This is a genomic window from Streptococcus cuniculi, assembly GCF_004570575.1.
GTDB classification, from domain to species: Bacteria; Bacillota; Bacilli; order Lactobacillales; family Streptococcaceae; genus Streptococcus; species Streptococcus cuniculi_A.
In genome coordinates this window covers 86464-109519 of sequence record NZ_SPPD01000002.1, presented here as the reverse complement: position 1 = coordinate 109519, position 23056 = coordinate 86464, and the positions used below count along the sequence as shown (strand labels likewise).

Below are 23056 nucleotides of genomic sequence, written 5' to 3'. Positions count from 1 at the left end.
GTAGCTTTTAGGGCATGTTCAGTTCCTTTCTAAGATAAATTTTTCTAAACAACATAACACCGTCACTTATTCTTTCAAATGAACAACAGCTTCTTTTTCATTTAACTCCCCTATATTTCTGGTCTAAAATAATGCCTGCGACATACAGGGATATAGGTCTCATTGCCCCCGATTTGAATCTGCTCTCCTTCGTATACAGGCTTGCCATTCACTGTCCGCAAAACCATAGTCGCTTTTTTCGAACAATATTGGCAGATCGTCTTAATTTCATCCAACTTATCCGCTAGAAGCAACAAATGCTTGGAGCCTTCAAATAGTTCATTGCGAAAATCATTTTTTAGTCCAAATGCCATAACTGGCACACCTAATTCATCTACTACACGAGCAAAGTCATAGACATGCTGCTTGGTTAAAAACTGGGCCTCATCAATCAAGACACAGTAGGGTTTTAAGGACAAATCAGCGATGTAGTCATAGACATTCATCTTTTCTGTGATTGCCACCGCTTCTCGTTGCATTCCGATACGACTCGCAACAATTCCCACGCCTGCACGTGTATCAAGGGCTGATGTCATGATGACCACGTTCTTGCCCTGTTCCTCGTAATTATGCGCCACCTTTAAAATCTCAATGGTCTTTCCAGAATTCATGGAACCATATTTAAAATAAAATTGAGCCAATTTTTTTCTTTCCAATCTATCAAACTCATTCATTCCATTCTACCATAAAATCAGCAAATGCGGTACTAGAGAGAAAGAAAAAAACGTTTCCGTTCGGCTATCCTATTCCGTGCAAATGTGCTATACTAGTCCTAGCAAAGAAAAAGGAGAATCCTATGCCGTTTGTACGAATTGATTTATTTGAAGGACGCACCGAAGAACAAAAAATCGCCCTTGCGCGTGAAGTGACTGAAGTTGTCTCCCGCAACACCAATGCCCCCAAAGAAGCCATTCACGTCTTTATCAACGACATGCCAGAAGGCACCTACTTCCCCCATGGAGAAATAAAACGGAAGGGATAGAAAAAACTCAGTTTAGTCATTCGCTAAGCTGAGTTTTTTTATTTCACTTTATCCCATAGAGGCGAGGAATAACATGGTTCATGTCCTGCTAAATTGCTTTTATCAAATTTATTGATATATCTGCTTTCATAAAAATTATTTACTATACCAAGCAATGCCTTCTTGTCTCCAGCCGCGTTTTGAAAGGACTTTGTATTCATTAGCATCTTTGGTATAGAGGTGTTTTTTGATGCCTGGATGGTACATCCGATAGATTTTTACAGAGCCTGATGAGCGATACGCTACACCTTCTTGTCGCCAACCTCGTTTTGAAAGGACTTTGTATTCGTTAGCATCCTTGGTATAGAGGTGGACTTTGAGCCCTGGATTGTACATACGGTATACTGGTTGACCCTTGCTTGTTTCCGTCTTCCAAGCAGTACCTTCTTGTCTCCAGCCACGGGTTGAAAGCACCTTGTATTCGTTGGTATCTGTGGTGTAGAGGTGGACTTGTAGACCTGGGTTATACATACGGAAGACTGATTGTAAGCTAGCTGGTTGTTGGGTGTTCTTCTTAGAAGAAGACGATGATGATGGTGGTGTTGGTTTAGGAGCTGGTTTTGGCTTTGGTTGAGCTGCCGCAAGAGCTGCTTGTGCTTGATTTAATGCTTGCTGGGCTGCTTTTTGTTTAGCGATGGCATTATTGTATACAGTTTCTGAAATAGTGTATTGCATTTGCGCCTCACTGAGTTGTTGTTGTAAGATAGATCTTTCTGGTAGGGTAGTTTGTAAGATATTCAAATCAATTTTTGAAGCATCAACAACATTTTTGTTTTCAAAGTCTAGTACGTGTACTCGTAATTGACCTCCGTTTTGAGACATAGATACACCTAGATAAACCTCACTGGTACTCTCTAAGCCTGCGATACTAGCCGCATGCGCCCACTCACCACCGTTGAACATAAAACTAAGAAACGCTTTGTATACATACTCTTTAGCTTCTGCCATTGACATCGATTGTTGGCTAGTCAAGGTTGTATTCAGATTTTCGTAGTAATTATTCTGTCCAGCCTTTAAGCCAGAACTTCGTGCGCCTTCATTGATTGCTTGGACATCATGTCCGTTATTCCAACTATCCCAATTATCAATAAGATAGCCTGGAGTAACAAGAGATGCGAAACGGACAGATCCGTTGCTTACGTGGGCTTTTGGTGTCCCCATTTGGCTTCTAATTTGGTTCATGAGGGCTTGTGCAAAAAAAGTTAGTTCTTGTTGTTCTGCGACTGACATGCGATTGATGTCTGAAATCATACGGGTCTTATCATCATTGTTTTGAGTGTAGACGTTGAGGGCTTTGACACTATCGTTGATGGCTTTGAGTTTTGCACTAGCTGCAGCATGACCTCCAGGAGTGCGTTGTTCTTTCAGATATGCGACATACTCAGGTGTCAAGGTGAACGTTGGAAGAGAATCAACTTTGTTTTGGGCATCATCTACTCTTGCCTTAGATACGTTTAGATCGTTTGTAGCTACAGTAACTGCTTGATTGGCTTGTTCTAGCGCTCTTTGTGCTTGACTGACTGCTTGTTGTGCTTGTGTCAGTTTGCTGGATTCTGTCTCTGCATAAGCAACTGTTGTCTGTGTAACTGTAGAGACGGTGACAGTTGCTAGAGAAGCAAGCGCTCCTAACAATAATATCTTCTTTTTCATTGATTTCTCCTTGTTTTTCAATTATTTTCCTACTTACTAGTATACCATGTTTTAAGAGGTGTTTATAGCTGATGATGTAAAGATTATCTACATTTTTTTGAATAGATAATCTAGTTGATGATAACACCTTTTTATGCTATTCCTTTTTGTTTCTTCCTTGTCTCCTGTTTCAAACTTACATTCTTGGAACAAGAAACTCGCATAAACATTTTGTTTGTAACAGGCTTCTAGTTCATCATAGTATGTTTCGATAAACTCTTCTAAACGATGCTTATCTAATGGACTTGGTGCAAATGGTACGTTAAAAGTGCTGAGTATCTGTATCATAAAACAAATAAGAGCCTTGACTTAATGCATATAGCTGAATTTTATTTATTTTCATTCCATTCCATTTACCAACAGTCTACCCCTTATTTCTACGATAGAGCGGATCTTTTTAGGGCTTTTCCCCATTTAATTTGTCGTTTCTGGTATTTTTCAACAACATTCAGCCAACGAATGGGGTTATTTTGCCACACAAGGAAGTACAAAAAATGGCATGATACCTACTAAACTAATCATAATGATTTCACTACCAATAACCTTCCAAGCATATTTAACCCCTGCCAATATGTAACATTCTTATACAAGGCACGTTCCAACAGCCAAATCAGTCCAAGACACTCCACTATCCACGCAATTATCAAAAATACTAGCGTCGCTTCGCTATAATAGCCACCAAAAACCAAGGCAATGAGTCCAGATATATCAACAGATTGGTCATTCCTGCACCAGTCGCATTTAGCAACTTACTTTGAGGGGCAACTAAAGTTATGTTACGCTCTGTGTCAAAGTAGTCTGCCCTCGCTACATTCGCCCCTATAGATGACTTTTCAAAAAAACATATTTCACTAACCTGTATTTATCGCTCATTCGTCACTGTTCTATGATAAATATGATTCTATTATACCCAAAAAAGCCTTGGATGGCTCCAAAGCATCAAGATTTAATGATTTTAATATTGTTTCCTAACAATCTTCAAACGCAGATTCAGACAGATACCGCAGACGAAGATTCCGACAATGAGGCCAATCCAATAGGCAAATGGTCCTAGTGAAGTACGATTATCAAGGAAAAAAGCGATAGGAAAGGTCAGGCTCCAATAAGAGACCAGGCCGATGATAAAGGGCATGGTGGTGTCCTTGTAACCCCGTAAAATCCCCTGTATTGGTGCTGTAAACGCATCTGCCAGCTGGAAAAAGAGGGCATAGGTCAAAAATTGGGAGGTCAATTGAATAAAGGTTTCGTCATGACCGTAAAGACTTGCCACCATTGGACGAAAGAAATAGAGAAAGGATAAGGTCAGAGACGCAAAACCTAGTGCAATCAAGCGCCCCAAGCGACTGTAGGCCCTCACATCTTGATAGCGTCCCGCTCCAATTTCATAGGAAATCATAATCGGCAAGGTCGCAGAGATACTTAAGGGAAAAGCGTAGAGAAGCGTTGCAAAATTCATGGCAGCCTGATGCGAGGCAATGACTTGCGAAGAAAATTGGGACATATAAAGCCCTACGACCGCAAAAATCGCTACTTCCGCAAAAATTTGGAGACCGATTGGTAGTCCTAACCGCACATCTTCCCTGATAAAAGAAAGGTCGAAGATAGTCTGACGCCAACTCCCATAGCCCTGCATCTTAGGATGTCGGTACATAACCCAGATGACAATCCCTAACACAGCCCAATAGGTGAGAGCTGTTCCCATACCAGTTCCTGCTCCTCCTAGTCTAGGCAAGCCCCATTTTCCATAAATCAACAGGTAGTTAAAAAAGGAATTGAACGGGACAATTAAGAGCATCAGATACATGGACAATCTCGTCAATCCCAACGCATCAAAAAAGGAACGAAAGACGCTAAACAATAAAAGAGGTAAAATACCAATTGAAATATAGATAAGGTAGTGCTCTGCTACCTGAAAGACGGTACGCTCTAGCTGTAACAACCGTAACATCGGTATCGCACCCAAAAAGACAAGCAGAAAGAAGATCATGGATAGACCGATTGCTAAGTAGATAAAATGATGCAATTCCTGTCGAATCCGTTTCTGATTTCCCTGCCCCAACTGTTGACCAACAATCGGAACCAGAGCTGATACAATTCCTGTTGAGAGCGCAAAAAAGGGATTCCATAAGCTGGTCGCCATTGACACACCTGCCAGATCCACCGTGCTGTACTTCCCCGTCATCATCGTATCGATAAAACTGGCTGAAAAATTCGCAAATTGATAGATCAAGAGGGGAACAAAAATCTTTAAAAATACGAAAATCTTTTCTTTCCAAGTCTGCGTTTGATACATACTTCCTCCTTTTCTCTCACTGAAATTCTCATCTTTAATACGCAATAAAAATCAAAAAGCAAATGAATTGAACTCGGACTAAAACCTCGGAAAAAAGAGACGTAGCCGTTGCGAACTTTGTTCGCTTTACGGATATGGCTCCTATCAGGGCAGGTAGCTGTTCTAGCTTTAGCTAGTTACAGCTAAGAATCCCTTTGGGGATAATAGAAATAGTTAAGGGAGTGACTATTTCTACCCGAGCCTAAAAACTAAGAAGCGAGGCTTAGCGGAGAAATAGGAGTTTGTGGAGCAAACTCTCCTCTAATACTTCGACCGCCTATTTTACCGTAGCTGTTGCAGGCTATGCCTGCTTTACAGATACAGAAGAAATAATCCAGTGGATTGTTTCTTCAAACAGGGTACGCTTTGAGTTTTTTTACGGGCTTTGGATCTTAAGGCTGACACTTCATTTTAAGGAAGAAAGTGCAAAATGTCAACTCGTTACTGATTGTCTATTTCTTTGATAAAAAATCTGCTGAATAGCGTATTCAGCAGATTTGTTGGTAGCTACTAGTGGGCATCGCCATTCCAAATGGAGTTTTTCACGATGACATAGTCCACGTGTTTCAAACTTGACAAGTCCTTTCCACCGGCGTAGGAAATAGAACTTTGCAAGTCTTGCTCCATTTCAATCAAGGTATCGCCCAAATGCCCTTTGGCCGGTAGGAGAATCTTCTTTCCTTCAACATTTTTATACGCACCTTTTTGGTATTCAGAAGCAGAGCCGTAATATTCCTTGAATTGCTCGCCGTCTACTTCAATCGTTTTTCCTGGGCTTTCAATGTGACCTGCAAAGAGTGACCCAATCATCACCATGCTGGCTCCAAAGCGAATGGATTTGGCAATATCGCCATGAGTACGAATCCCCCCATCTGCGATAATCGGTTTCCGTGCAGCCTTGGCACACCAGCGAAGTGCAGCCAACTGCCAACCACCAGTTCCAAAACCTGTTTTGACCTTTGTGATACAGACTTTCCCCGGTCCAATGCCGACTTTGGTCGCATCTGCCCCTGCATTTTCCAATTCACGAACGGCTTCTGGCGTTCCAACGTTTCCAGCGATGACAAAGGTTTCTGGCAATTCTTTCTTGATGTGCTGAATCATTTGGATGACACTATCCGCATGGCCATGGGCAATATCAATGGTAATGTATTCAGGCGCGTCAGCCTTCAACTGGCTGACAAAGGCGTACTCGTAGTCCTTTACCCCCACTGAGATAGAGGCAATCAAGCCCTGTTCGTGCATGCGCTTGATAAAGGGAATCCGCCCTGCTTCATCAAAACGATGCATAATGTAGAAATACCCCTCTTTTGCCAATTGCTCCGCTAGTTTTTCATCAATAATGGTTTGCATATTAGCTGGTACAACAGGCAATTTGAAGCTGTGACTCCCCAAGGTCACCCGAGTATCCGCTTCTGAGCGGCTCTTAATGATACATTTGTTGGGAATCAATTGAATGTCTTCATAGTCAAAAATAGGGAATTCGTTCAGCATTTCAGCTCTCCTTTAAGATAATGACCTACCTATGCTACGTGCATCGCTACGCCTTCCATGGCGTTTCCTTAATTTATTATACAGAAACGTTTGTATTTTGTCAATTTAAAAACTATATGATTTTCAAATATTCGCCATTTCTTAAATTTATGTTTGTTAAAAATGGATATCATTCGGTTTTTATGTATCCCGATTCAAAAAATCGCAATCGATAGATTGCGATAAGAAAAATTTAATCAAATTCATATAATTGGGGATAGTTGGCACATTCGGGATTCTTGGGATGGCAGACCTCACGCCCGAAATAAATCATCGCCTGATGCGCTTTGAGCCACAATTCTGGGGGGAGAACTTCCATAACCCGTTTCTCCGTTTCCAGAGGTGTCGCTGATTTTTTGACAATATCATGGTGTTTACAGATACGCCCCACATGGGTATCTACCGCAAAGGCTGGAATGCCAAAGCCAACACTCATCACCACATTAGCGGTCTTGCGTCCCACTCCTGATAGAGCTTCTAATTCTTCCCTTGTCTGTGGCACGGTACCTCCATGGCGACTGAGTAATTGCTGGGCACATTCTTTAAGAAATTTAGCCTTGTTGCGGTACAGTCCTAGCCTTGAAATATAGCCTGCAATATCGGACTCGCTGGCTGCTGCCATCTTCTCAGGGGTCGGCAGTGCTTCAAAAAGGGCTGGGGTTACCGTGTTGACTGCCGCATCTGTCGTCTGAGCAGATAGCATGACCGCTACCAACAATTCAAAATGGTTGCGGAAGTCCAGACTAGGCTTCGCGTCAGGATAGAGGGCTATAATTTCTTCAATCACTTTTCGCGCACGTTTTTTTGATAATACCATATACTCTCACTTCTTTTTTCATTTTTCACTATCTATTATTATAGCACAGGACTAGGACAAATGAAAAAACAGAGTATCTTTAACGTATCCACTTCTCCGTTCACAACTGGTGCAACTGCCCTTGCCTGCATAGCCATAAAGCTGCCCAGATCGTAGACTCTTTACATCTTCATATCCCCACCACTATTTCCAGCTAAAAATCTCCAGCATCAGTTTCATAGACATAACTTGAAAGCAACTTATTCTTCTTGTCTGAATGACGGATTTCTGTAATACGGTGTGCCTTGTCATAGGTGTAAGATTCATTGAGGTCTTGATTGTCTTTCTTGGTCACCATACGATTAGTCGCATCATAAGCTGTACCCTGTGATGAGACCACTCCCTGCTCTTCCTCAAGTTTGGAGGTGTTTAGGTGACTCTAGCTGTGTTTTGTAATGTAGTCTCTTATGGTAGCATCAATCAAAAAGCCAAAGGACATCGGGTTTTTATCTCCCTCCATTGTCGAACCGTTCGCAAGGCCAATCACTTGATTCTTATCATTGAAAAGAGGAGAGCCTGAAGAACCTCCAGCAATTGGGGCAGTAAAGCTCAAGAAGTTACCGTCTCGTTCTGTAATTGTCCCCTTACTATCCCACAAGCTACCCAGCTCCTTATCCCCCGGATACCCCACTGTCCGAATAAACTGGCTCGCTTTGACCTTCTCAATGGTGGCCTCATCTGCCAAGGCAAAGGGTTTAATATGCTGTAACTGCTCGTTCGAGCTAATCGGTTCTTTCAACTTTACAATCCCTACATCCATACTTTCGTCGTCTGGTATCGCAAATGACTTCACGGGAAGCTCTATTTCTTTATTATCTTTCGTTACAACACGCACAACTGTATCCTCAGCTTTTTCAAGTGCTGTTAAAACATGCCTGTTCGTCATAAGGGTGTCCGGGGAAATAAAACTTCCTGTGCCAAACTCTTCTGAGTTTGTTTTCGATTGAATTCGCGCAACGGCGCTGTACTGACTAGAGGCTATATCCGTGATTTGTTCACGACTGCCTTTACTTGTCTCTCCTCCCATGGATTGTGTTGGAATACTGGTTGATTGATTCGTTGAATTGGAACAAGCAACTAGACCACTACTCGCAAGCAATAGGACACCTGCAATCGCAAACCGAAGATAATATGTTTGTTTCATATGAAAACTTTCCTTTCCGTTTTATACAGCCAGTTAGAAACAAGGGAAATCCCATGCATGCTTGGTGCATGAGTACCAGCCGCCCCTTGCTTGTAAAACGCTTACTTTTAGTCCTATTCTAGTGTCAAATCCTTAACGATTGCTTAAAATAAAGGGGCATCTGTCTGTTTATTATCTGTAGGTTTCCAATCAAATCTTGAAGAGATCTTAACATGTGAACATAATCTAGCACGGTAAGACATTTGTAACAGCACAATAATTAAACTATCTCACCTGAGCTACTTCACTATTGATTATAGAAAATCCTGTCATCTATGCATACATACTACAATCAATATACAATATATTATAAGCCATATACTTTTAAGCCATACTTGCTCACCTTTTGCTTTACCATCGTTTTGAACATCTTTGTAATTCACTTTCAAACTTTTCAAGATACAGTATCAATCTGCACAACAAGTAGCTTATTTATGCTGCAATTAAAAGAGTCTATCAACACTTCCATCCATACATAAGCGAGTGAATCAAAGTTTCTTTCGCTGTTTTCCAGCTAAGTAGCTGTCCCACATCTTTTGCTGCGGTTTAGCAAAAGGATAGCGATGAAAATCTTCGACTACAACCCACTGCACTTCTCGGTCTGTTTGAAATGCTTCGTTTGAAGTAAGTCCTTCTAAAAGCTCAATCTGCCATTTGCGGTGGCTAAAGATATGCTGAACTGGCGAAAATTCATCTGCCTGCCATTCGACTGTTAGTGGATAGAGCTTGCAAAATTCCTTACGAACATCAACTTGTGGACCGTCTTCTGTCACCTCAAACAAAGACACTTGCGGGAGCATGACAGCTCCTTTTTCTATCAAGGGAAAGGACCAGAATCCTGCCAATAAATTAGACTGCTGATTTTTTTCCAGTAGAAACTCATTTTTTTCATTTCGGATAATAAAGGCTTGGTAAGCAACTGGTCGAGGCTTTTTCTTTGGTGCCTTTATCGGATATTTGTCCATTGTTCCATTAAGATACGCTGCGCTGAACTCCTTGACAGGACTGTCTTCAGGGCGTGGATTGATAGGTGATTCAATGTCTGAACCCAAATCCATAAGAGCTTGGTTAAAATCTCCAGGGCGGTCTGGATCAATCAGTTCTTCCATGATAGCCTGAAAAATTTTGCGGTTTCCTGGTACACCAATGTCATAATCCACCTCAAACAAACGACTCATCACTCGCATGACGTTGCCGTCAACAGCTGGCTCTGGTAAGTCAAAGGCGATGCTGGCAATCGCACCTGCAGTATAAGGACCAATGCCTTTGAGACTAGCAATTTCTGCATAGGTATTTGGAAAAGCACCACCAAAGTCGGCCACCATGTGCTGGGCAGCCTTTTGCATATTCCGCACTCGGGAATAATACCCCAGCCCCTCCCAGAGTTTCAAAATCACCTCTTCCGGCGCTTCTGCCAAATCTCGAATGGTCGGCAGGTGATACAAAAAGCGCTCATAATAGGACTTAACCGTATCGACCCGCGTCTGTTGGAGCATGATTTCAGACAGCCAAATCGCATAAGGGTCTTTTGTGTGCCGCCATGGTAAATCCCGTTTATGCTCATCATACCAATCAAGCAAGGCTTTTCGAAATGCTACTATCTTCTCCTGTGGCCACATTTCAATGCCATATTTCTTAAAATCAAACATGTAACCAGTATATCATAAAAATCACCCATTTCCCTAGTTCACAATCTAAGAATAGAGACTGGACAAATGTCCAGCCTCTATTCTTAGATTGAAGAAAAAATTCTTTTGTGCTGCGGACGGTAGCGACCTCCTGCAGAATTCCATACCTATAATGAATGAAATAAAGGTTGGATATCGTTCAGTCGCTTTGATGAACGCCAGTTCTATCTGCAACTCCTTGCTCTGTCCAACTTCCCTATTCAGTAACTCCCTGGCTCGTCTGCAATTGGTAATAAAATCCTTTTGCCTGCATGAGTTGATCATGATTACCTTGTTCCACAATCTGACCAGCCACCATGACCAAAATCATATCAGCGGACTGGATAGTAGATAGGCGATGAGCAATAATAAAGCTTGTCCGACCTTGCATCAGACGTTCAAAGGCCTGCTGGACAAGAATTTCTGTCCGTGTATCAATGGACGACGTCGCTTCATCCAAAATGAGAATATTAGGGAGATGGACAAAGACCCGCGCAATCGATAGCAATTGTCGTTGCCCTTGAGACAGGGAAGCTCCGCCATCTCTTAATTCTGTATCGTAACCTTGTGGCAACTGCCGAATGAAGAAATCAGCATTGGCAGCTTTGGCCGCTTCTATCACCATTTCACGTGTCGCCTCGGGATAGCCATAGGCGATATTTTCATGGATTGTTCCTGTCTTCATCCACGTTTCCTGCAAGACCATACCGATTTGACGGCGCACATCCTTACGGCTGTAACGCGAAATGGGGACATTGTCCAGTAAAATTTGGCCTTTATTGACCTCATAAAAACGCATCAAAAGATTGATAACCGTTGATTTTCCAGCCCCAGTCGGACCCACAATAGCTACCCTAGCACCCGATGGAACATGAACAGTCAAATTTTCAATCAAAGGCTGAAGAGGATTATAGGAAAAATCCACCTCTTCAAAGCGAATTTCTCCGCGTACCTCTTCTTCTATCAGCGACAATACATTCCCTTCTTCAACAGACTCTTCCTCCAAGATTTCAAAGAGCCGCTCTGCACAGACAAGGGCACTCTGCAATTCTGATAAGACTGACGAAATATCATTGAAAGGCTTTGTATATTGACTAGCATAATTGAGAAAGGTCGTGAGTTCTCCCACGGTGAAATTTCCAGCCATAATCCGCATGGCACCAAGTCCAGCCAACAAGGCATAAATCAAGGCATTAATAAAACGGGTCATCGGATTGCTCGTTGAAGAAGCAAAAATCGCTGATTGCGAATAGGTCGCATAGGTCTGGCTGACTTCCTCAAACTGGTTGATTAATTGCTCCTGAGCATTGAAGGCCTGAATCAGGGGCAACTGTCGGATACTTTCTTCCAGTAACTTGGTCTGTTGCCCACGCGATTGAGTCTGCTGTTGATAATACCCATAACTTTTTTTAGCAATGAAGCGGGCGACAAACAGAGAAATTGGAGTCAATATTACCACCAGTAGCATCATGGTTCGATCCAGCCTTGCCATACTAAAAATCGTTAGGAAAATGGTGAGCACACCGATGAGAAATTGGCTGAAAATCATGGTCAAGCCATTGGTTAATTGTTCGCTATCGCTAGTAATGCGGGCAACAATATCCCCGATACTCTGACGGTCCATATAAGCCAGAGGCAAACGATGGATTTTCTCATAGACCTCTTGGCGTAGCTCATTCATCATGCGGAAAATCAGCTGATTGATGAAAAGTGGTAAAAAGAACTGGATAAGGGTATTGAGTACAATGACCAGCGCCATTCTCACCAACAACTGGACAAAGCGGTCTGTATTTCCTTGGACCAACACCGCATCTACTGCCTGCCCAACCAAGACTGGTAGATAAACAGACAATATCACCTGTCCTAGACTTCCGATGAGAATAGTCAGGGCCCGAATAGGCTGCCGCAAGATACGAGCTAGGAGTTGAGACAAACTTGTCTTAGTCTTCATGAGACACCTCCTGACAATGTTGAGACTGATCAATCTCCTGATAAATTGCACAGGTCCGCAATAATTCCTCATGGCTTCCTAATCCAACTTGCCGTCCTTGATCCAAGACCAAAATCTGATCTGCCTGGGAAAGACTATTGGTCCTCTGGGAAATCATGATGAGCAATTTATCTGGCAAAGCCGTTTGAATCGCTGTCAGTAACCTGCGTTCTGTCAGATAATCAAGGGCTGAGGTCGCATCATCTAAAATCAGAATTGGCGCCTCCTGCAAGAGGGCGCGTGCAATGGTCAACCGCTGGCGCTGGCCTCCTGAAAAATTACGTCCAAATGCCTCAACCTCTGCTTCCAATCCACCTTTTTCAAGGACAAAGTCCTTGGCCTGCGCCATCTCTAATGCCTCCCACAAATCTTCATCTGATGCAGACTGCCGACCAAGCAAGAGATTGGAGCGAATCGTTCCGCTAAAGAGCTGGGCCTGTTGGCCAACCCAAGCAAATTGCTCACGCCATTCTCTCAAATTGACAGGCGAATGCCCATCTGGTTTAAATAAAGCTAGGTGCTGAGGAGCTACAGGATAGAGTTGCACCAACAAGTCGACCAAGGTTGATTTTCCAGCACCCGTTCCTCCGATGATACCAAAAAATTCTCCTTTTTTAGCCCTAAAAGAAAGAGCTGTCAAGGCATGTTCTGCTGCACTAGGATAGGTAAAAGACAAATCGTCCACCACCAAGGTCCACACCTCTGACACACTGGCATACGGAAACGGCTGTTCAATATCTTCTGATTTCTGCTCAAAAATTTCATTCAAGCGACCAACGCTGGTAAAACTTTGGTTTAAAGTCGAAATGACCATGACCATTTTCACCAATTCCACCAGGATTTGCGATAGATAGTTAATCAAGGCAACCAGCATACCTTGGTTTAAACTCCCTTGACCAATGGCTAGTTTCCCCTGATACAGCAAAATAAGCAGCGTGCTATTAACCACCAAAAAGGTAGCTGGGGTCAGTAAAGAGGACCAAAAACCAGCAGTTAATTGCTCTCGGGTATAGGTCAGATTGACCTGTTGGAAAAACCGTATTTCACGCAAGGTTTGTCCAAAAGCACGGATAACCCGCATGCCCGTTAGACTTTCCCGAACCTGCCCTACTAGACGGTCAAGGCTTTTACGCATGAGGAGGTAAAACCTGCTCGCCATGACTGAAACGGCAGAAACAATCAAAAACAATAGGGCAATCATGGCCAAAAAATCTAGTGATAAGCTAGGACTGATGTAAAAAGCCATCACGAGAGAACCAAATACCACAATCGGTGCCCGCAAAAAAAGGCGCAAGAAGATGTTAATGCCCGTCTGAATCTGCAGAGTATCGCTCGACAAACGTGTTAGCAAGCTATCACTGGACAAATGGTCACGACTAGACTTGGGGAGGGATAAGACTTTTTTGTAGAGATCCTGAGTTAGTTCTTTGGTGTAGCCTACTGCTGCCTTGGCTGAATAATATTGGGCGGTAAGTGCCACAATCACACCAACTACTGCAAAAAGAACCAATAATAAAATCATAGCAATCAGCTGTTCGTGATTGCTATGAGGAATTATGGTATCAACAACAAAGGCAATGATAAGAGGGACAGCTAGCTCAAAACAGGCTTCTAAGAATTTGAACAAAGGAGCAAAAATTGCTTCCTTTACATAGCCATTCCCATACTCCCTAAATCGTCTCATCTTATTTTTCGTTTTCTAGGGCTTGCGCAGCAGTAATAATAGCAAGTTTGTAAATATCGTCCGCGCTTGAACCACGAGAAAGGTCATTAACAGGCATGTTCAATCCTTGCAAGATTGGCCCGATAGCATCAAACATTCCCAAGCGTTGCGCAATTTTGTAGCCGATATTTCCTGCTTGCAAGTCTGGGAAGACAAAGACATTTGCCTGACCAGCTACATCGCTATCTGGTGCTTTGATAGCCGCTGTTTCTGGTACAAAGGCTGCGTCAAACTGCAATTCACCATCCAAGGCTAAATCTGGCGCCAACTCCTTAGCAATACGTGTTGCTTCTGCTACCTTATCAACTTGAGGGGCTTTACCACTACCTTTTGTTGAGAAGCTCAACATGGCAACTTTTGGCTCAATGTCAAAGATACTTGCTGTTTCTGCTGTATTGACAGCAATTTCAGCCAACTCTTGGGCGTTTGGATCAATGTTAATCGCACAATCCGCAAAGACATAGCGCTCATTGGTATTTTCACGGTTCATCAAGAAGACACCTGATGTACGAGAAATACCTGGTTTGGTTTTAATGATTTGTAGCGCTGGACGCACTGTATCAGCTGTTGAATGGATAGCACCTGACACCATACCATCAGCCAAACCCATTTTCACGAGCATCACACCGAAGTAGTTGACATCGCGGAGCAATTTATCTGCATCTTCCATCGTTGCTTTCCCTTTACGAACTTCTACAAACGCTTCTTTCATTGCTTCAAAATCCGCATATTCATTTGGATTGATGATGGTACAGTGTGGGTCTGCAAATCCAAACTCTGACAATAGACCGCGCACATCATCAGGGTCACCGAGAATAATTGGATCCAACAATCCCTCGAATTTCAGACGTGCAGCAGCACGCACCACGCGCTCATCGTTTCCTTCTGGAAAGACAATTTTCACTTGTTGTCCAACAATCTTCTCACGTAAACCACCAAATAGTGAACGAATTCCCATTTTAATTACCTTTATAGCCATTTTCGTTTTCTTTATTGCGTCGTTAATGCGCCCTTGCCTAACTCCAGTTATGCCTGCGCCGCATTGCCTAGTACTAAATTCAACGGAAAGGATATACCTCTTTCTAAATTTTATCTTGCAAGTTCATGATAACGCTTTTAAAGTCATTTGTCAAATCGCTTTCACTGATCAGTTCTTTTTCTGTAAATGGATTAAAAAAAACAATCCGATGACAATGCAAGGCCTGCCGCTCTATCCCATGCTCCATACTACCACCGTACAAATCATCTCCTAACAAGGGAAAACCAATATGGGCAAAATGTACACGAATCTGGTGCGTTCGCCCCGTATGCAAACGGATATCGACCAGATGCACATCACCCCAAGACTGAACAATCTCATAAGAAGTATGGGCATGTTTTCCTATCGGGGTCACGCAACGCGTGATAATACTATCTTCTGGCCGACCGATTGGCGCAATAATGTCACCACTCTGTGCCAGCTGACCTGCACCATGAACCAGGGCAAAGTAGCGTTTTTGAATCAATTTTTGCTGAAGCTGTTTATCCAGCCTCGCATGGGCATAGCCATGTTTGGCAAAAAGCATAAGACCTGACGTGTCACGATCGAGACGCGTTACAATGTGAACTTGCTTATTTTCATAGCCCTGCTCTATATAATAGCCCTTGACAAAATTTGCAATCGTTGACGAATGTAAGACGCTCGGAATTGAGGCAAAACCTGCTGGCTTATTGATCAGCATGAAATGGTCATCCTCATAAACAATATCCAAGGGATGGGCAATCGGCTCTAACTTCCCTGTCAAGTCTTCCTCGCTTGGAATCTCAATGCGGAGATGGTCCCCGATGTCTAGCAAATAGGTCGCATTCTGTGGCTGCCCATTGACGACAATAGCTCCACCTTCATACTTAATCTTTGCCAACAAGCCTTTTGAAATATCGTGTTTTTTCAAAAAAGTCTTGATTTTCACATGCTGATCCACGATGAATTCAAACCGCATTACTCCACCTCACCGATGAAGGCATCCTTGACCCGATTCCAGAAACTTGTATGGCTCGGCGTCGCCAAAAAATGAATCTTACTATTATCAATCTGGTAGTCAATCTGCTCAATATTGTCATAGACAAAGGTCCGATTATCAATTGAGATAGAATACCTATCATCATGCTTGGGCTCAATGACAATCTTATCTTTTTTTGGTACGACAATCGAAGATCCCAAGGTCCGATAAACACGGTTATTCAAGCTCGCAACCTCTGCAATCTGCAAAGCTTCGATGGTCGGATGTAAGACCGCGCCTCCTAGAGATTTATTATAGGCTGTCGAACCTGTCGGGGTCGATACGGAAATCCCATCCCCTCGGAAACGTTCAAAAGGAACCTTATTGATAAAGATATCTGCAACCATCGTCTTTGATAAGCGTTTGATAGTGGCTTCGTTTAAGGCTCGCATGACAATCTCACGCCCGTTCATCAGCTTGACCCGGACATGTAAAATCGGATAAGACACACGCGCGCCTGTATCCAACTTCAAATTCTCAATCAATTTATCGACTTCAAAGTCGCGGTAATCCGTATAAAAGCCAAGATGCCCTGTATGGATACCGACAAAACGGACCCGATCCATGATGGCTTCATACTTGTGAAAGGCGGACAAGAGCATGCCGTCACCACCGATTGAAATTACAATATCTGGATTTTTGGGAGTCAAAATAAACTGCGCTTCTTTTAATTTAGTCCACAGTTCATTCATCACCACTTGACTTTTAGGATTTTTGCTACTCAGTAGAGCGATTTTTTTTCTATCTGTATTCTTCATCTGTATCATCGCTATTTCCCACTCCGTCATTCAATTTGCGATGGGCTGGGTCAAACAAAGCCTGTGCCTCTTGAATATCGTCGCGGATTTTGCGCATCTCCTCATCTAATTGGTAAGCAATCTTAGCCGTAATTTCCAAACGTTGCTTGATTTCTTCTGGAAAATTTCCTTTGTACTTATAATTCAAGGAATGTTCAATCGTAGCCCAAAAGTTCATGGACAAGGTGCGAATCTGAATTTCAGCCAGCACCGTCTCATTGCCGTTAATGGTGTCAACCGGATATTCAATCACGACATGGTAGGAACGGTAGCCTGACGATTTCATATTATTGATATAATCGCGTTCATGAACAATCCGCATGTCTTTTCGCTTCCTAAGAATCTCAAGCACTTCTTCCACGTCATCGACAAATTGCACCATGACCCGAACACCTGCTATATCCTGCATATCTTGAGCTAAATTTTCCAGTTGGATATGGCGCAAAGCCATCTTCTCCTTGATCGATTCAATCGGTTTGACACGCCCTGTCACAAATTCAATCGGAGAATGTTTATTGGCCTTTCGATATTGCTTGCGGACGCCACGCAGTTTAATTTTTAATTCCCCAACCGCTTGAATATACGGATCTAGGAACTCTTCCCAATTCATTTCCATGGCTGCTCCTTTCTTGTCAAATACTAGTTTTTATAATAGAATAGCACAAGAACCATTATACCATACGAAAAGGTTTTGTCCTATGAAAAAAAATCATTTAGAAATTGAATACAAGACACTGCTGACTGAGACAGAATTTCAACGTCTGTTAGCAGAATTTTCCGATGTAACGCCAGTTATCCAGACCAACTATTACATTGATACGCCGGAGTTTAGCCTACGCAAACACCGTCACGCCTTACGCATCCGCACCTTAGAAGACCGAGCGGAGTTGACCTTAAAAATCCCGCAGGATATCGGCAATCAAGAATACAATCAAGACTTGACTTTGGAGCAGGCACAAACCATCCTCCAAACGGTAGACTTGCCTAAGGGCGACATTTTAAGCCTGATTCAACAGACGAAAACAGCCCTTGAAAACTTGACAGTTTGGGGACAGTTGACTACGAAACGCTATGAAAAAGAGACTGCGATTGGCCTGATGGCTCTTGATGAAAATGCCTATCAAGGCCAGAAAGACTATGAACTAGAAGTCGAGGTCCAAGATGCCGAACAAGGGAAAAAGGCCTTTGAAGACTATCTCAAACACCGCCACATTGCCTTTAAATATGCCAGTAGCAAGGTAGCCCGTACCGCTGCTACTTTAAATAGCACTTCCTAACCCGATAAAGTTCAATAAATCCATTTCATTACTGAAAATTTTTAGATTTTCTGATAAAATAGAACTATCGAATAAAAGGAGTATTTCTGATCATGGTTCAACCTTATGGTGATAAACAAATTAAACTGTTTTCTTTGAATGCCAATCGCGCAATTGCTGAGAAAATTGCAGCAGCTTCGGGCATCCCCCTTGGAAAAATGACGACCCGGCAATTCTCAGACGGAGAAATTCAGGTTAACATCGAAGAGAGTGTGCGTGGAGTTGATGTCTACATCATCCAATCAACCAGCTACCCTGTCAATAACCACCTCTGGGAATTGTTGATTATGGTAGACGCATGTAAACGCGCTAGCGCTCACTCTGTCACGGTCGTCATGCCTTATTTTGGCTATGCTCGTCAGGATCGTACTGCCGCTCCTCGCGAACCTATTACAGCAAAACTCGTTGCCAACATGCTCGTAAAAGCAGGCGTTGACCGCGTACTTTCACTTGATTTGCATGCTGTTCAGGTACAAGGTTTCTTTGATATTCCAGTTGATAACCTCTTTACGGTACCATTGTTTGCTGAGCATTACATGGCAAAAGGTCTGTGCAATGAGAATGTCGTTATCGTCAGCCCCAAAAATTCAGGTATCAAACGTGCGCGTAGCCTAGCAGAATACCTCAATTCACCAATTGCCATTATCGATTATGCACAAGATGATGCGGACCGTACAGAAGGCTACATTATCGGAGATGTCGCTGGCAAAACAGCCATCCTGATCGATGATATTTTAAATACTGGTCGGACCTTCTCAGAAGCCGCTCGTATCGTACAAGAAGGCGGGGCGACTGAAATTTATGCAGTAGCTAGTCACGGTCTATTTGCTGGAACGGCTGCTGAGCTTTTGGATCAAGCACCGATTAAGGAAGTTTTGGTTACGGACTCCGTAGCAAGTAAGGAACAACTCCCTCAGAATATCGCCTTTATCACCGCTAGCGAGTTGATTGCAGATGCAATTATCCGTATCCATGAACGCCGTCCAGTCAGCCCGCTCTTTAACTTTACCAATCCCACTAAAGATAACTAGGAGTTTTCTTTGATTTATTTAGACCATGCAGCAACCACATCGCTGTCTGATGCTGCCCTTCAAACCTTTATAGATATTTCAAAAGAATACTATGGCAATCCCTCTAGTATTCATTGGGCAGGCAGAAAGGCAAATAGTATTCTTCGTAAAGCCAGACTTGACATTGCTCAAATTTTTGATACCAAGCCAGAGCAAATCATCTTTACATCTGGCGGTTCAGAAGCTGACACGCTAGCGATTCAGGGCTACGCCCTCGCCAATCAGCACAAGGGCAAACACCTGATTACTACAGCTATTGAGCACCATGCCGTACTCCATACTATGGAGTATCTAGAAAAGTGCTTTGGCTTTGAAGTGACCTACATTGAACCTGTCAACCAAGTGATTTCTGCTCAGCAGATTAAGGAAGCCTTGCGCCCAGACACTATTTTGGTCAGTGTCATGTATGCCAATAATGAAACTGGACTGCTACTTCCTATTCGAGAAATCGGAGAAATCCTCTACGATCACCAGGCTGTTTTTCACGTGGATGCCGTCCAAGCGATTGGAAAAATCCCTATCTTACCTGAAGAACTACACATTGATTTCCTCTCTGCTGCTGCCCACAAATTTCACGGCCCCAAAGGTGTCGGTTTCCTCTATAGTCGGCTTGCCAACTTTGACTCGCTCATTCACGGAGGACGACAAGAAGAACAACATCGGGCAGGTACCGAAAATCTGGCTGGAATTGCTGCCATGGCAACCGCTTTGAAAGAACAAACCGACCAGCTAGAGCAACACTACCAGACTGTGACTGACTTGAAAGCCTTCTTGCTGGATAAGTTGGCACCAAGCAACTACTATCTCAACGAAAGCGGTCCTAGTCTACCCTACGTGGTGAACATTGGTTTTCCACACCAGCTCAATGAACAGCTCCTCATGCGCCTTGATCTCGCAGGAATCGCTGTATCAAGTGGATCCGCCTGCACAGCTGGTGTCATTCAAGCGAGTCATGTCCTAGAAGCCATGTACGGTCAGGATTCAGATCGGCTGAAAGAATCGATTCGGATTAGCTTTTCCCACAAAACGACCAAAGAAGAACTCGATTTCCTCGTTCAACAACTACATCAAATCATCGGAGGCACCCAGTAATGGCTTTTGCAACATCTGTAACGCTTAAAAATTGTGACTATAGCTACACTATTAGTCCCGCTATTAAAAAATATACCTTGCGCGACAACACATTTGAACAAACTCATGTCGGCAATTATCAACTGACCCGCATGTTAGAGGAAATCCCTAACTCAAATCAAGGATTCCTCCTAAAAATCATCATCAACAAGGATTTGACTGGTTTCAAAATCAATATCACAGACAAGTCAGGCTTACATTTGGTAGATATTTTTAAGACGGGTGGCAATGCTGTCATTCAAGAAAAATTTTATTTCCTCATGGATAGCTTGGTTGACCGAGACATTTTCACAAAAGAAAGCACAAAATCATGATTGAATTACGTTATCAAGATTCCTATCAGCAAATTCGTTCACAAACGTTTGAAAACTTTGATGTCCTGCTTCTTACTTTCTCGGGTTGCGTGACCATTCCGGATCACCTCAAGGTCCTCTCCTTAACTCAGGACGGGAAAGACTTAGGCTATCAAGGATTAATCGGTGATTTATACCGCTATTTACAAACAATTGACCCTATAAATCAGTAGAAAAACAAGAACAATTCTTGTTTTTTTCTCTGTTTTTTAAGTATAATCTGTTGCTTTTTTCACAAACTTTTACTAAAATAGAGATAATCATCGAAAGGAGTAAAAGATTGTGAAAAACGAAAAAAAATCTGCTATCCCTCGTGCTACTGCCAAACGTTTATCCATCTACTACCGCATCTTCAAACGATTCCATGCTGGAAATATTGAAAAGGCTAGTTCAAAAGAAATTGCTGAAGCTATCGGTATTGATTCTGCTACTGTTCGCCGTGACTTCTCCTACTTTGGTGAGCTTGGTCGGCGCGGATTTGGTTATGATGTCAAGAAATTGATGGATTTCTTTGCGGATATCCTAAATGATAATTCAATCACAAATGTGATGCTAATCGGGGTCGGAAATATGGGACGTGCTCTCCTTCATTACCGCTTCCACGAACGTAATAAAATGAAAATTGTCATGGCCTTTGAAGCAGATAACCATCCAGCGGTCGGTACCATTGATGAAAATGTACCTATCTATGCGATTTCAGAAATTGAAGAAAAGATCAAAGAAGCCAATGCTCAAACCGCTATTTTGACAGTACCAAGTAGTAAGGCCCAGGAAGTTGCCAATGTTCTTATAAAAGCAGGAGTCAAAGGAATTTTGAGCTTTTCTCCTGTCAATCTGTCTGTTCCAAAAGATGTTGTTGTCCAATATGTAGATTTGACAAGCGAATTACAGACACTCCTTTACTTCATGAGAAAGGGTTAACCTATGAAACCCATTATCGGCATTTCAGGCAATGAATTTAACAATGCAAACGATGATACCGAACCAACCCTCTCCTATGTAGCCACGAGTTTTGTACAGGCCATTGAAGATGCTGGTGGCATTCCGCTGATCCTGCCAATCGTATCTCCCGATACCGCAAAACAATACGTGAGCATGATTGATAAGCTCATCCTGACTGGTGGACAAAATGTCCTACCGTACTATTATGGACAAGAAAAGACAATCGATAGCGATAATTACCACGCTAAGCGTGATGCTTTTGACTTTTCCCTTATTCAAGAAGCGATAGCACAGCAAAAACCGATTTTAGGTATCTGTCGTGGAATGCAACTCTTCAATGTTGCCATGGGGGGAACCCTGCACCAAACCATTCCCAATCATTGGCAGACGATTCCTGCTGATACTCCTTCTCAGACAATTCAACTAGTAGCTGAGACAGCACTGACTAGAATTTATGGAGAGCAACCGCAAGTCAATTCCTTCCACAGACAAGCCTTGGATCAAGTAGCCCCTGGCTTACAGGTCATCGGTCAAGCAGCTGATGGAATCATAGAGGCTGTTCTCATGACAGAAAACCCACCCTTTCTCGGTGTTCAATGGCATCCTGAAATGCTCTACGCTACCTGTCCAGAATCGCAAGAATTGTTCAAATATTTTGTGCAAGACTATTAGTCAAGCTGATTTTCCTCGCGCAAGCTATAGTAGCTTGACCTTCCAACAATTAAATGGTCTAACAGTATAAGTCCTAGCATATCGCAGGACTTTTTTAGTGCTTGAGTAAATGCAATGTCATTTCTACTAGGCTGAACAAAGCCTGACGGATGATTGTGTACAACGATAATTGAAGTCGCCATATGCTTAATCGCATAGTGTAAAATTTCACGTGGCTCTGCGATACTACGGTTGACACTGCCGATAAAAATGGTGCGTTGACACTGCCGATAAAAATGGTGCGTTGACTGATAATCTTATTCTGGGTGTCCAAATAAATAGCGACTAAATGTTCCTGTTTTTTGGAACCAAATTCCTGAATCATTTTTCTTGCAAGTAACTCGCTACCAACAATCTGTTCCTCGACAAGCAATTCAGACTGATTGATTCTTCTGCCTAACTCAATCATAGCTTTTATCTCAATCGCCTTAACTTGACCAATTCCTGCTAACTCCTGTAATTCTGCAATAGATAAGTCCTTTAGCATAGCAAGGTTTTCAATCCTTGCTAATAGATTATTTGAGACAGCAGAAACAGGTTGGTTTTTTGTACCTGTACGGATAAAAATCGCGAGTAGTTCTTGGTTACTGAGGCGCTCAGCTCCTACTTCCAATAACCTTTCCCGTGGCAATAAACGTTCCTCTTTAAATGCAATCTTATACAT

At 42.7% G+C, this 23056-nt stretch carries 22 protein-coding genes and 1 pseudogene; 8 read left to right on the top strand and 15 right to left on the bottom strand.

What is annotated here, in order from left to right; genetic code table 11:
- Window positions 1–110 precede the first annotated feature (110 nt).
- Window positions 111–680: a thymidine kinase gene (locus E4T82_RS02170; protein WP_135181260.1), complete on the bottom strand. Its 570-nt coding sequence runs from the start codon at window positions 678–680 to the stop codon at window positions 111–113.
- 155 nt (window positions 681–835) lie between these two features.
- Here E4T82_RS02170 and E4T82_RS02165 point away from each other — a divergent pair, with 155 nt between their 5' ends.
- Window positions 836–1021: a 4-oxalocrotonate tautomerase gene (locus tag E4T82_RS02165; RefSeq protein ID WP_135181259.1), complete on the top strand. Its 186-nt coding sequence runs from the start codon at window positions 836–838 to the stop codon at window positions 1019–1021.
- 135 nt (window positions 1022–1156) lie between these two features.
- Here E4T82_RS02165 and E4T82_RS02160 read toward each other — a convergent pair whose 3' ends face one another.
- From E4T82_RS02160 to E4T82_RS02100, 13 genes are all read right to left on the bottom strand, one after another.
- Entirely contained in the window at window positions 1157–2710 is a 1554-nt protein-coding gene (locus E4T82_RS02160; RefSeq protein ID WP_135181258.1) for an SEC10/PgrA surface exclusion domain-containing protein, read from the bottom strand.
- Between the two features lie 994 nt (window positions 2711–3704).
- A complete protein-coding gene (locus E4T82_RS02155) occupies window positions 3705–5042 on the bottom strand; it encodes an MATE family efflux transporter (RefSeq protein WP_135181257.1) in 1338 nt (445 codons plus the stop codon).
- A 549-nt stretch (window positions 5043–5591) separates the two neighbouring features.
- Window positions 5592–6575 carry a GMP reductase gene (gene guaC, locus E4T82_RS02150; protein ID WP_135181256.1) on the bottom strand — a complete coding sequence of 328 codons (984 nt, stop codon included), beginning with the start codon at window positions 6573–6575 and terminating at the stop codon, window positions 5592–5594.
- Between the two features lie 232 nt (window positions 6576–6807).
- Window positions 6808–7431 carry an endonuclease III gene (gene nth, locus E4T82_RS02145; protein ID WP_135181255.1) on the bottom strand — a complete coding sequence of 208 codons (624 nt, stop codon included), beginning with the start codon at window positions 7429–7431 and terminating at the stop codon, window positions 6808–6810.
- 193 nt (window positions 7432–7624) lie between these two features.
- The gene (locus tag E4T82_RS02140; RefSeq protein WP_135181254.1) at window positions 7625–7810 is read right to left on the bottom strand and encodes an RHS repeat domain-containing protein; all 186 of its coding nucleotides are present in this window, start codon (window positions 7808–7810) and stop codon (window positions 7625–7627) included.
- A gap of 39 nt (window positions 7811–7849) precedes the next feature.
- The gene (locus tag E4T82_RS02135; RefSeq protein WP_135181253.1) at window positions 7850–8614 is read right to left on the bottom strand and encodes a trypsin-like serine peptidase; all 765 of its coding nucleotides are present in this window, start codon (window positions 8612–8614) and stop codon (window positions 7850–7852) included.
- Window positions 8615–9141: 527 nt separating this feature from the next.
- Complete coding sequence (gene mutY, locus E4T82_RS02130) at window positions 9142–10302, bottom strand: A/G-specific adenine glycosylase (protein ID WP_167753540.1); 1161 nt, start codon at window positions 10300–10302, stop codon at window positions 9142–9144.
- 235 nt (window positions 10303–10537) lie between these two features.
- The gene (locus E4T82_RS02125) at window positions 10538–12271 is read right to left on the bottom strand and encodes an ABC transporter ATP-binding protein (RefSeq protein WP_135181252.1); all 1734 of its coding nucleotides are present in this window, start codon (window positions 12269–12271) and stop codon (window positions 10538–10540) included.
- Window positions 12261–13994, bottom strand: coding sequence for an ABC transporter ATP-binding protein (locus tag E4T82_RS02120; RefSeq protein ID WP_135181251.1), 1734 nt, complete (start codon window positions 13992–13994; stop codon window positions 12261–12263). The genes E4T82_RS02125 and E4T82_RS02120 overlap by 11 nt, the downstream gene beginning before the upstream one ends.
- Before the next feature lies 1 nt (window position 13995).
- On the bottom strand, window positions 13996–14991 hold the full coding sequence (gene pta / locus E4T82_RS02115) for a phosphate acetyltransferase (RefSeq protein WP_135181250.1): 996 nt from the start codon (window positions 14989–14991) through the stop codon (window positions 13996–13998).
- A gap of 124 nt (window positions 14992–15115) precedes the next feature.
- Window positions 15116–16012: an RluA family pseudouridine synthase gene (locus E4T82_RS02110; protein WP_135181249.1), complete on the bottom strand. Its 897-nt coding sequence runs from the start codon at window positions 16010–16012 to the stop codon at window positions 15116–15118.
- Window positions 16012–16830, bottom strand: a complete 819-nt coding sequence (locus tag E4T82_RS02105; protein WP_135181373.1) for an NAD kinase — start codon at window positions 16828–16830, stop codon at window positions 16012–16014. Before E4T82_RS02105 ends, E4T82_RS02110 begins: the two co-directional genes overlap by 1 nt.
- Window positions 16814–17485 carry a GTP pyrophosphokinase gene (locus tag E4T82_RS02100; RefSeq protein WP_135181248.1) on the bottom strand — a complete coding sequence of 224 codons (672 nt, stop codon included), beginning with the start codon at window positions 17483–17485 and terminating at the stop codon, window positions 16814–16816. Before E4T82_RS02100 ends, E4T82_RS02105 begins: the two co-directional genes overlap by 17 nt.
- 82 nt (window positions 17486–17567) lie before the next feature.
- On the opposite strand from E4T82_RS02100, the gene E4T82_RS02095 reads away from it, so the two are divergent.
- The 7 genes from E4T82_RS02095 (at window position 17568) to E4T82_RS02065 (ending at window position 22353) form a co-directional block, all read left to right on the top strand.
- The gene (locus tag E4T82_RS02095) at window positions 17568–18146 is read left to right on the top strand and encodes a CYTH domain-containing protein (RefSeq protein ID WP_135181247.1); all 579 of its coding nucleotides are present in this window, start codon (window positions 17568–17570) and stop codon (window positions 18144–18146) included.
- Between the two features lie 92 nt (window positions 18147–18238).
- Window positions 18239–19216 (top strand): ribose-phosphate diphosphokinase, encoded by a 978-nt coding sequence (locus tag E4T82_RS02090; RefSeq protein ID WP_135181246.1) that lies wholly within the window; start codon window positions 18239–18241, stop codon window positions 19214–19216.
- Between the two features lie 9 nt (window positions 19217–19225).
- A complete protein-coding gene (locus E4T82_RS02085) occupies window positions 19226–20347 on the top strand; it encodes a cysteine desulfurase family protein (RefSeq protein ID WP_135181245.1) in 1122 nt (373 codons plus the stop codon).
- Window positions 20347–20700, top strand: coding sequence for a DUF1831 domain-containing protein (locus E4T82_RS02080; RefSeq protein ID WP_135181244.1), 354 nt, complete (start codon window positions 20347–20349; stop codon window positions 20698–20700). The genes E4T82_RS02085 and E4T82_RS02080 overlap by 1 nt, the downstream gene beginning before the upstream one ends.
- Window positions 20697–20912: a DUF4649 family protein gene (locus E4T82_RS02075; protein WP_135181243.1), complete on the top strand. Its 216-nt coding sequence runs from the start codon at window positions 20697–20699 to the stop codon at window positions 20910–20912. Before E4T82_RS02080 ends, E4T82_RS02075 begins: the two co-directional genes overlap by 4 nt.
- A gap of 109 nt (window positions 20913–21021) precedes the next feature.
- Window positions 21022–21660 carry a redox-sensing transcriptional repressor Rex gene (locus E4T82_RS02070; RefSeq protein WP_135181242.1) on the top strand — a complete coding sequence of 213 codons (639 nt, stop codon included), beginning with the start codon at window positions 21022–21024 and terminating at the stop codon, window positions 21658–21660.
- Window positions 21661–21663: 3 nt separating this feature from the next.
- Window positions 21664–22353: a gamma-glutamyl-gamma-aminobutyrate hydrolase family protein gene (locus E4T82_RS02065; RefSeq protein WP_135181241.1), complete on the top strand. Its 690-nt coding sequence runs from the start codon at window positions 21664–21666 to the stop codon at window positions 22351–22353.
- Here E4T82_RS02065 and radC read toward each other — a convergent pair.
- A pseudogene (radC, locus tag E4T82_RS02060) lies at window positions 22350–23056 on the bottom strand (RadC family protein). The gene E4T82_RS02065 and the pseudogene radC overlap by 4 nt on opposite strands.